Consider the following 8,920-nt stretch of genomic DNA (forward strand, 5'->3'; position numbering starts at 1 on the left):
AGGAGTCGCCGGTGAACCAGAACGTGGTGCAGAGCGTCGACCACGTGGCGCTGCTGCCGGCGTACCTGGCCGCCGGCACCGCCGTGCTGGTGCTGGTCACCGACCTGGTGCTGGCCCGTTCGCGGGCCACCCTCGCCGTGGCGGCGCTGGGCGCGATCGCCACCGCCGTCGGCGCGGCAGTGGTCGGCGCGGGCGACGAGCGGCGTACGTTCTGCGCCGCCGCCGACTGCTCGTACGTCTTCGGGGGCCGGGCGGCCCTGGTCGGGGCACTCTTCGCCCTGCTCACCCTCGGGGTGCTCGGCCTCTCCGGCGGGCACCTGCGGGCCGGTCGGGCACCGGTGGGGGAGTACTGCTTCCTGCTCGCCTGCTCGATGACCGGTGGGGTGGTGCTCGGCGCGGCAGGCGACCTGATCACCCTGGTCGTGGCGTTGGAGACGCTCACCCTGCCGCTCTACGTGCTGGTCGGCCTGCGCCGGGGCAGCCTCGCCAGCGCGGAGGCGGCGGTCACGTTCTTCGTGGTCAGCGTGGTGGCCACCACGGTGAGCCTGCTCGGCGCGGCGCTGCTGTACGCGGTGACCGGCGAGCTGCACCTGGGACGGCTCGGCGCGCTGCTCGCCGAGCGGCAGGACCTCCACGACCTGCCGTTGACCGCCGCGGCGGGGGCGCTGCTGCTGCTCGGGCTGGCGTTCAAGGTCGCCGCCGTGCCGTTCCACGCCTGGGCGCCGGCCACCTACGACGGCGCGCCGCTGCCGGTGACCGCGTACCTCTCGACGGCCTCGAAGCTAGGTGGCGTGGTGGCGCTGCTCGCGGTGGTGTCCGCGGCGCTCCCGGCGGACCTGACCGGCGCGGTGCTCGCCCTGCTCGCGGTGCTCACGATGACCGTCGGCAACCTGGTGGCGCTGCGCCAGCGGCGCACGGTCCGGCTGCTCGCCTGGTCGTCGGTGGCCCAGGCCGGCTACATCCTGGCCCCGCTGGGCGCGTTGGCGCTGGCGGCGGGACGCACCGGCGAGGCACGGGCCGGCGCGTACGCGGCCGCACTCGCGTACGCCGTCTTCTTCGTGCTGCTGGAACTCGCGGCGTTCGCCGGGGTGACCGCCCTGCGTCCGGCGGACGCCGACGGCGGCGCCCTGGACGACCTGCGCGGCGCCGCCCGCCGGCACCCCTGGCTCGGCGCGGGTCTCGGGCTGGCCCTGATCGGCCTCGCCGGGCTGCCACCGGGCCTGGCCGGTCTCTTCGCCAAGGTGACAGTGGTCCGTTCGCTGCTGGGCGGGGGCAGCGGGTGGCTCGCGCTCGTCGTGGCGATCAACGCGGTGATCGGCCTGGCCTACTATCTGCGGCTGGCGGCGAGCCTCTACACCGTCCCGGCTCCCGGGACCCCGGCGCCCGCCGCCGGCGCGGCACGGGCGGTGGCCGTGGTGCTGGCGGTGGCGACGGTGGCTGCCGTGGTCGTCGGCTTCGCCCCACAGCTGGTGCTCGATCTCGCGGCGCGCTGAGGCTCAGGTCGCGACTCGGGATCTGGTGTCGCCCCGCGCTGCACCCGCTCTCAGCCAACTCACAGCCATATCGCGGATGGTAGACGGGTATCGCAGTGTTGAACCGGTCGACGGGTCCGGCGATCCGTACACCGAAGGAGTGACTGTGCACCACAACCGTCTCAAGACCGCCGCGCTGCTCGGCCTGCTCACCGCGCTGATCCTCGGGGTGGGTTACTGGTTCGGCGGCAGTGGTGGTCTGGTCATCGCCGTCATCATCTCGCTGCTGATGAACGGCATCAGCTACTTCTACTCCGACAAGCTCGCCCTGCGGGCGATGGGGGCGCAACCGGTCAGCGAGGCACAATTCCCCGAGCTGTACCGGATGGTGCGTGAGCTGGCCACCGCGGCACAGCAGCCGATGCCCCGCCTGTACGTCAGCCCCACCGCGCAGCCCAACGCCTTCGCCACGGGTCGTAACCCGCAGCACGCCGCGGTCTGCGTGACACAGGGCATCACCGAGGTCCTCGACTACCGCGAGCTGCGCGGTGTGATCGGGCACGAGTTGTCCCACGTCTACAACCGGGACATCCTGATCTCCAGCGTGGCCGCCGGTCTGGCGGGCATCATCACCACGTTGGCGAACATCGCCTGGTTCATCCCGCTGACCAGCGGTGACGACGACGATGCGCCGAACCCGGCCGTGCTGCTGCTCACCATCATCCTGGGCCCGATCGCCGCGACGATCATCCAGCTGGCGATCAGCCGTAGCCGCGAGTTCCAGGCGGACACCTCCGGCGCCCGGCTGACCAACGACCCGCTGGCCCTCGCCAACGCGCTGCGCAAGATCGACGCGGTGGCCCGGCAGCGGCCGCTGCCGGCTCAGGGCAACCTCACCAGCGCCGCCCACCTGATGATCGCCAACCCGTTCCGGGGCGGCGGCATCTCGGCGCTCTTCTCCACCCACCCCAAGATGGAGGAGCGCGTCGCACGGCTGGAGCAGATGGCCCGCAACGCCGGCCCGGTGCAGTACCTGCGCTGACCCGTAGCATCCGCCCCGCGCCCGCACCCGGCACTTCCGGTGCGGGCGCGGTGCTGTGTGCGCGGCGATATCCGCTTCATCCGGATGACCCACGGCGTTAGGGTCGGAAGGTTTCCCACTCATTACATCCCTGGAGGTTCGCGTGGCTGCTCTGCGCCAGTATCTGGGCGTCTGGCGGATCCCCGGCGCGCCGATGCTGCTGCTCACCGGCATCATCGGCAGGCTCGGAATCGGCATGACGCCGCTGGCGCTGCTGCTGGTGGTCGAGCAGGTGACCGGCCGGTACTCCCTCGCGGCCGTCGCCGGTGGGATCTACGCCGTGGCCGGTGCCGCGTTGAGCCCCGTCGCCGGCCGGATCGCCGACCGGATCGGCCCCAGCCCGGTGCTGATCGCCACCGCCGTCGCTCATCCGCTGGCCCTCATCGGCCTGCTGGTGGCGAGCCGGTCCGGGGCCGACGGGCTCGTCGCGATCTACGTGGCCGCCGGGGTTGCCGGCGCCACGTACCCGCCGCTGACCGCGGCCATTCGCGGCGCCTGGAACGACCTCACCTCGCCCACCTCCGGGCGGTACCACCTGCGCAACACGGCGCTCGCCGCGGAAACCTCGCTGTTCGAGATCGTCTTCGTGCTCGGCCCACTGCTGGTGGCCGCCTTCGTCCTGGTCGCCGACGCGACGGCCGCACTGGTCGGTGCCGCGGTGGTCACCCTCGTCGGCACCACCGCGGTGGCCCTCGGCCGGGTGATGCGCGGCTGGCAGCCACACCCGCGGGAACACCAGGCCCGCGGACTCGGCCCGCTGCGGGTCGCCGGCTTCCCCGCCCTGCTGATCTGCGTGGCCAGCCTCGGCATCGCGTTCGGCGCCGCCGGGGTGATCGTGCCGGCCTTCGCCGGCCACTACAGCGCCGGCGACGCGGAGAGCCTGGCCGGCATCCTGCTCGCGGTCTGGGGCGTCGGCAGTGCGATCGGCGGATTCTGGTTCGGGGTACGCAAACCGGCGTTGAACATGACCCGCCAGTTCGCCGGGCTGCTCGGCGCACTGGCCGGCAGTTTCGTGATCTTCGCGCTGATGCCCACCCCGCTGGCGCTGGGCATCGCCCTGGTCGTCGGCGGGGCCACCATCGCGCCCGCGTTGACCCTGGAGAACACCCTGGTCGGCCGGATCGCCCCGGCGGGCATGCTGAACGAGGCGTACACCTGGGTGGTCACCATGTCGGTCGCGGCGAGCGCGGCCGGCGGCGCGGTGGCCGGACTGATCGTCGACCACGCCGGCGGGGTGCCCTGGGCGTTCCTGTTCGCGGGGGCCGCGGTCGCCGTCGGGGCCGGGGTCGCCGCCCTGCCCGCCGGGCCGATCCGCCGTGCGGAGATCCATTCGGTACGCGTCGAGGAGCCCGTTCCCGCCTGATCCGGTCCCGCCCGGCCTGGTCGACCAGATCAGACCGGGCGGGGCCGGACGGCGTGCACCCTCACCTTCCGTACGCCGGCGGCCCTTGACGGGGCCAGGCCGTTCCGGCTGTCGCCCTGCTGCGTCACGCCCGACGTGCAGCCCTCGGCCCGGGACACCCGGCCGGCGAGGAGCCACGCCGTCACCGCCGACGACCCCCGGTTCGGCCGAGGCGGAGGACGCGACGCTCAGCAGGTCACGGCGCAACCCGGAAGCCTTGACGCCAGGTGGGGTGTGCCGGGCGCCAGCCCAGTTCACGCTTGGCCTTCGTGTTGGACGCGCCGCGCAGCTCGGTCATGAGCACGACGCCGGCCTCTCCCGCAGCCAGCCGTCCGACGAAGCGCGGCACGCGCATCGGTTTCTTGGCGCCCAGCAGCGCCGCCAGCTCCGGTAGCCATTCGGCGACCGGGGCGGGATCGTCATCGACGATGTTGTAGACACCACGGCCGCCGTGCGCCACCGCAGCGACCGTGGCCTCGGCCGCGTCGGCGATATGGACGAACGACCACACCCCGCCGCCGTCGCCGACGACCGGGAACTTGCGCTTACGGATCATCTCGAGCTGCTTCGAACCGGGCGCCATGGAGGTGCCGGGGCCGTAGAACGCGCCGTAGCGCAGCACGATCCCTTCGGTCCAGGCGGCGCCGAGCACGGCCTTCTCCAAGTACTCGACCGCTGCGATCATCGAGGCCATCGAGCCGACGGGTGAGCGATCCAGCGGGTCCTGTTCGTTCTTGACCGGCCCGCCGGTGCGCGCGTAGGTGAACGCGCCGTTGCTCTGGGCGACGAACCGCCGCACTCCCGTGGCGCGTGCGGCAGCGAGCAGGTTGTCGGTGCCCTCGATCCGCAGCCGGTCGGTGGCGGCGAAGCTGCGTTCGAAATTGCGAGTGTCGATGTGACCGATGGCGGTCAGCTGGTGAACGATCACCTCCGGGGCGGCCTGGCGCACAGCCACCTCGACCTGGGCGCGATCCAGCGCGTCGGCGATGACCGGTACCGCGCCCAGCCGTTCCGCAGTGACCCTGCCGGACTCGCCGCGGACCATGGCGAACACCTCGTGTCCCGCCTCGACCAGACGTGGCACCAACTCCTTGCCCATCGCTCCGGTCGCCCCTGCCACCAGCACCCTCATCGTCGGCTCCCTTGCTGTCCGGTTCGGTTTCGCCACTTGAACCGGACAGCCCATCGTTTCCTGACAGGGGATGAGGTGACCAGGGTCACATCACGAGCAGGGGCTCCCCGTGGTTGGCTGCCGCCCACTGCTCGGTCGCGCGTACGAGCTTGTCGGGATTCGCCTGGGTACGGCAGGCGCTGATGCCCTCGGCGGTGACCTCCAGGCACATGATGGCGACGACCCGGCCGTCCACGACTGCCACAACGGCGGGCTCGCCGTTGGCGGCCCAGGCGTAGATCTCGGGCGAGCCGCCGACGACGGCGCGCTTGGCTTCGGCGGGCTTGAACATGCTCCACACGAACTTCGCGACCGTGACGGCCCCCTCGAACGCCCTGGTGCGTGCCGGAACCTTCCCCCCGCCGTCGCCGACGGAGACGGCGTCCTTGGTGAGCAGACGGACGAGCTCATCGGTCCGGCCACTGGTGGCGGCCGTGAGGAACTCCTCGACGATCCGTTCGGCTGCGGTCCGGTCGATCTCGCTGCGGGCGCTGCCGTACGCGACATGCTTTCTGGCCCGGTGAAAGAGTTGCTGGCTGGCGGCCTCGGTGATGTCGAGGATCTCGGCGATTTCCCGGTGCGGGTAGTCGAAGGCCTCCCGCAGCACATACACGGCCCGCTCGTTGGGGGACAGCCGCTCCATCAGGATGAGCACCGCGTACGAGACGGATTCGCGCTGCTCGAAGGTATCGGCCGGGCCGAGCATCGGGTCCCCCGCGAGCAGCGGCTCGGGGAGCCACCGACCCACGTAGGTCTCTCGGCGTGCCCGCGCCGAGCTGAGCTGGTTGAGACAGAGGTTGGTGAGGACCTTCGTCAGCCAGGCCTCGGGGACCTCGACGCGGTCGACGTCCGCGGCCTGCCAGCGCAAGAACGTCTCCTGCACGACGTCCTCCGCCTCGTCGGCGGAGCCGAGGAGACGGTACGCGATGGCAGCCAGACGGGGCCTCGATCGCTCGAATCGGTCGATGTCATCCACCGTCAAAGGCATAGACCTGATCATATTTCCGCAACGTCTCCGGCCGATCACGGCACCTCTGGTGGATCGAGGCCACCCGGACGCGGGGGAACATGATCACCAGCGCCGCTGGATGCCGCTACCAATGCCGAGCGGCGCGGAGCCGGCGGGCTGCCTGGCAGGCCGTCGGCGGCCCATCGTGAGCGACCGACTACGACTACCGGTGACGATGTCTGGGCAGGTAACTCGGCGTAGCCCGGCCGAATGGCCGGGCCCTCCGAGGCCCGCTCACCTGTAGTTGGTGAACTGGAGCGCCACGCCGAAGTCCTCGCCCTTGAGCATCGCGATGATGGCCTGAAGATCGTCCTTCTTCTTGCCGGTGACCCGGAGCTGGTCGCCCTGAATCTGCGCCTGGACGCCCTTCGGGCCCTCGTCGCGGATCTTCTTGCTGATCGCCTTGGCCTTCTCCGAGTCGATGCCCTGGATGATCTTGCCGTCGATCTTGAACACCTTGCCCGACGGGCGCGGGTCGCCGGCGTCCAACGACTTCAGCGAGATGTTCCGCTTGACCAGCTTCTCCCGGAAGACCTCCAGCGCGGCCCGAACCCGCTCCTCGGTCTCAGCCTGCAGGGAGATCGCCTCCTCGCCCGACCAGGAGATCTCGGCACCCGTCCCCCGGAAGTCGAACCGAGTCGCAAGCTCCTTCTCCGCCTGGCGGAGAGCGTTGTCGACCTCCTGGCGGTCGACCTTGCTCACGATGTCGAACGACGGGTTCGCTGCCATGCTTCTGCTCCTGCTGTCCGGCGGTCCACTGGCGGTCGCACCGCTGACCAGCGGCACGACCCTCTGACGGTACCCGGTTGCGCCCGTGCCCGGGGGAGCCGCTATCCTTGCTTCCGTCGCCGCGTCCTGACGCGGTGACGCGCCCTGGCGGGTTGCCCGAGCGGCCAATGGGAGCGGACTGTAAATCCGTCGCGAAAGCTACAGAGGTTCGAATCCTCTACCCGCCACCAGGTGCACCAACGGCCCCTGACCAGCAGAAATGCTGATCAGGGGCCGTTGTCGTTGATCTAGCCGAGTCCGGCTGAGTCCAGCCGTCGACGACTGGTCGTGGGCAGATCGTGGGCGGGTTGATCTAGTCCCCTGTACGTCGCGATCCCACAGGGCGGACCGGGTTCGGGTTGTCCCGGGCCGGCGTCGGACGGCGCGTGACGCTTGGGGTCGGCCGAAGGGCGTACGCGGGACGGTGTGGGGCCGCGGTAGGTAGCCCGAGGGCGAGCCAGTCGGGGTTTTGGACTGGCGCGGCAGCCGGAAGCCCACATTTCGACGGTGGTCAGCGACGCCGCTTCCGCACTGCCTGTTGTGAAGGCAGGGTGGCGTCGGGGCGAGCCTGGCAGGCATCGTGAAGCCGTGGATGCTGTTCGAATGCCCTGCTGGGTGGATGGAACCCTTATTGGCCTGGCTGAGGTCATGGGGTCGGTTAGTGGTGGTGAGTCGCTGCACTGGCGGTTGTTCGAGGCGGAGTTCAACGGCGACATCCGGGCGGTGTGGCCGCAGAGCACCACCCTTGCTGTCGAGGGTCGGTCGCGGGAGCCGGGCGGTCTATCGCTCTCCTGGTCGGTGATGGCTGCTCTGGCCGCCAGCGAGGTGCAGATCATCGACGGTGATTTCGTCGGCTTCGACGACGCTGGCCTGCCGCAGCTGCAGCTTCTGATGATCGACAGCGGGCACTGGAGGGTCTGGTCCTTGCGACCTGCCGACTACGCGCATATCCGGCAGACGTTCGCCCGGGTGGAGACAGTGCCTCACGTGCAGCCGGAGCCAGCGATCCACTGATCGTGTTGACTGGCGCGGTGTGGGGGCGGTGTCCCGGCGGCCGTCGGTGGCTCTCCGCCCCGGCGCCGGAGGCTGCCGGGGCGGCTCGCCGCCGGGCGGCGTCTTGACGGCAAGCCCGCGGCTGCCTCCACAGTCCAGCGGAAGCGGGCCACCTTCTACAACATCCTCGGGTACGCCGTCGAGCTGGAGCTGATCGCCTCCAACCCGGTCGACCGGGTGCAGTGGACGGCCCCCGAGGTCGCGCAGTCCATCGACCGGCGCGTGGTGGCGAACCCGGCCCAGGTCGCCGCGCTGCTGGAGGCGGTGAAATCTCTCGGCAAACGGGCCGACAAGGTGACGGCGTTCTTCGGCTGTCTCTACTACGCGGGCATGCGTCCATCCGAGGCAGCAGACCTGCGGCGAGAGGATTGCGACCTGCCCGGCCGGTGCGTCGACTGCGGCGGCGACTTCGACGACCTGGCGGCGGTCAAGCCCTCCGCGTTGTGCGATCACGAGAAGATCGAGTACCGCTGGGGGCGCCTGGTGCTCGCCGGTACCTCGCCGCGCGCCGGGTCGCACTGGACCGACGACTGCGGCTCCCACGAGCGGCGCGGCCTCAAGCATCGGGCACGGCAGGAGACGCGGACCGTGCCGATCCCGCCCCGGCTCGTCGAGCTGTTGTGCGCCCACGTCGAGAATCACGGCGTCGGCCCGGATGGGCGCTTCTTCCGAGGGCTGCACGGCGGGCCGCTCTCCGAGTCGGTCTACGACCGATGGTGGAAGCTCGCCCGGGAGCGGGCCCTGACCGAGGCGCAGGTCTCGTTACCGCTGGTGCGCCGCCCGTACGACCTGCGCCATGCGGCGGCCTCGCTCTGGCTAAATGCCGGTGTCCCGCCGACCGAGGTCGCCCGGCGCCTAAGGCGTGTTTCAGAAGTCGTGGTTGCCGGTGTAGGTCACGGCGTGGCGGTGATCGATAACTGAAGAGGTCTCCGGTAGATGGTTCAGCGACCAAGCTAGAACTTCA

The 8,920-nt window shown here is 70.8% G+C and carries 8 protein-coding genes and 1 tRNA gene; 6 read left to right on the plus strand and 3 right to left on the minus strand.

All coding sequences use genetic code 11. The features are described 5' to 3' along the window. Positions 1-11: 11 nt before the first annotated feature. The 3 genes from ABZS42_RS21500 (at position 12) to ABZS42_RS21510 (ending at position 3,916) form a co-directional block, all read left to right on the plus strand. Positions 12-1,493: a proton-conducting transporter membrane subunit gene (locus ABZS42_RS21500; protein ID WP_355147870.1), complete on the plus strand. Its 1,482-nt coding sequence runs from the start codon at positions 12-14 to the stop codon at positions 1,491-1,493. A 145-nt stretch (positions 1,494-1,638) separates the two neighbouring features. Beyond that, positions 1,639-2,514: a zinc metalloprotease HtpX gene (gene htpX / locus ABZS42_RS21505; protein ID WP_355147872.1), complete on the plus strand. Its 876-nt coding sequence runs from the start codon at positions 1,639-1,641 to the stop codon at positions 2,512-2,514. Between the two features lie 142 nt (positions 2,515-2,656). Then, on the plus strand, positions 2,657-3,916 hold the full coding sequence (locus ABZS42_RS21510; RefSeq protein ID WP_355147874.1) for an MFS transporter: 1,260 nt from the start codon (positions 2,657-2,659) through the stop codon (positions 3,914-3,916). A 235-nt stretch (positions 3,917-4,151) separates the two neighbouring features. On the opposite strand, the gene ABZS42_RS21515 is transcribed toward ABZS42_RS21510, so the two are convergent. The 3 genes from ABZS42_RS21515 to ABZS42_RS21525 form a co-directional block, all read right to left on the minus strand. Next, positions 4,152-5,141, minus strand: coding sequence for an NAD(P)-dependent oxidoreductase (locus tag ABZS42_RS21515; protein WP_355147876.1), 990 nt, complete (start codon positions 5,139-5,141; stop codon positions 4,152-4,154). Positions 5,142-5,172: 31 nt separating this feature from the next. Beyond that, on the minus strand, positions 5,173-6,114 hold the full coding sequence (locus ABZS42_RS21520) for an RNA polymerase sigma-70 factor (RefSeq protein WP_355147878.1): 942 nt from the start codon (positions 6,112-6,114) through the stop codon (positions 5,173-5,175). Positions 6,115-6,369: 255 nt separating this feature from the next. Then, positions 6,370-6,864: a YajQ family cyclic di-GMP-binding protein gene (locus ABZS42_RS21525; protein WP_076466698.1), complete on the minus strand. Its 495-nt coding sequence runs from the start codon at positions 6,862-6,864 to the stop codon at positions 6,370-6,372. Positions 6,865-7,010: 146 nt separating this feature from the next. Here ABZS42_RS21525 and ABZS42_RS21530 point away from each other — a divergent pair. The 3 genes from ABZS42_RS21530 (at position 7,011) to ABZS42_RS21540 (ending at position 8,877) form a co-directional block, all read left to right on the plus strand. Further along, a tRNA-Tyr gene (locus tag ABZS42_RS21530) sits at positions 7,011-7,094 on the plus strand. Positions 7,095-7,410: 316 nt separating this feature from the next. Next, positions 7,411-7,917 carry a hypothetical protein gene (locus tag ABZS42_RS21535; protein ID WP_355147880.1) on the plus strand — a complete coding sequence of 169 codons (507 nt, stop codon included), beginning with the start codon at positions 7,411-7,413 and terminating at the stop codon, positions 7,915-7,917. A gap of 216 nt (positions 7,918-8,133) precedes the next feature. After that, the gene (locus tag ABZS42_RS21540; protein ID WP_355147882.1) at positions 8,134-8,877 is read left to right on the plus strand and encodes a tyrosine-type recombinase/integrase; all 744 of its coding nucleotides are present in this window, start codon (positions 8,134-8,136) and stop codon (positions 8,875-8,877) included. Positions 8,878-8,920: the final 43 nt, after the last annotated feature.

The organism is Micromonospora sp. NPDC005367 (genome assembly GCF_040606825.1).
GTDB lineage: Bacteria > Actinomycetota > Actinomycetes > Mycobacteriales > Micromonosporaceae > Micromonospora.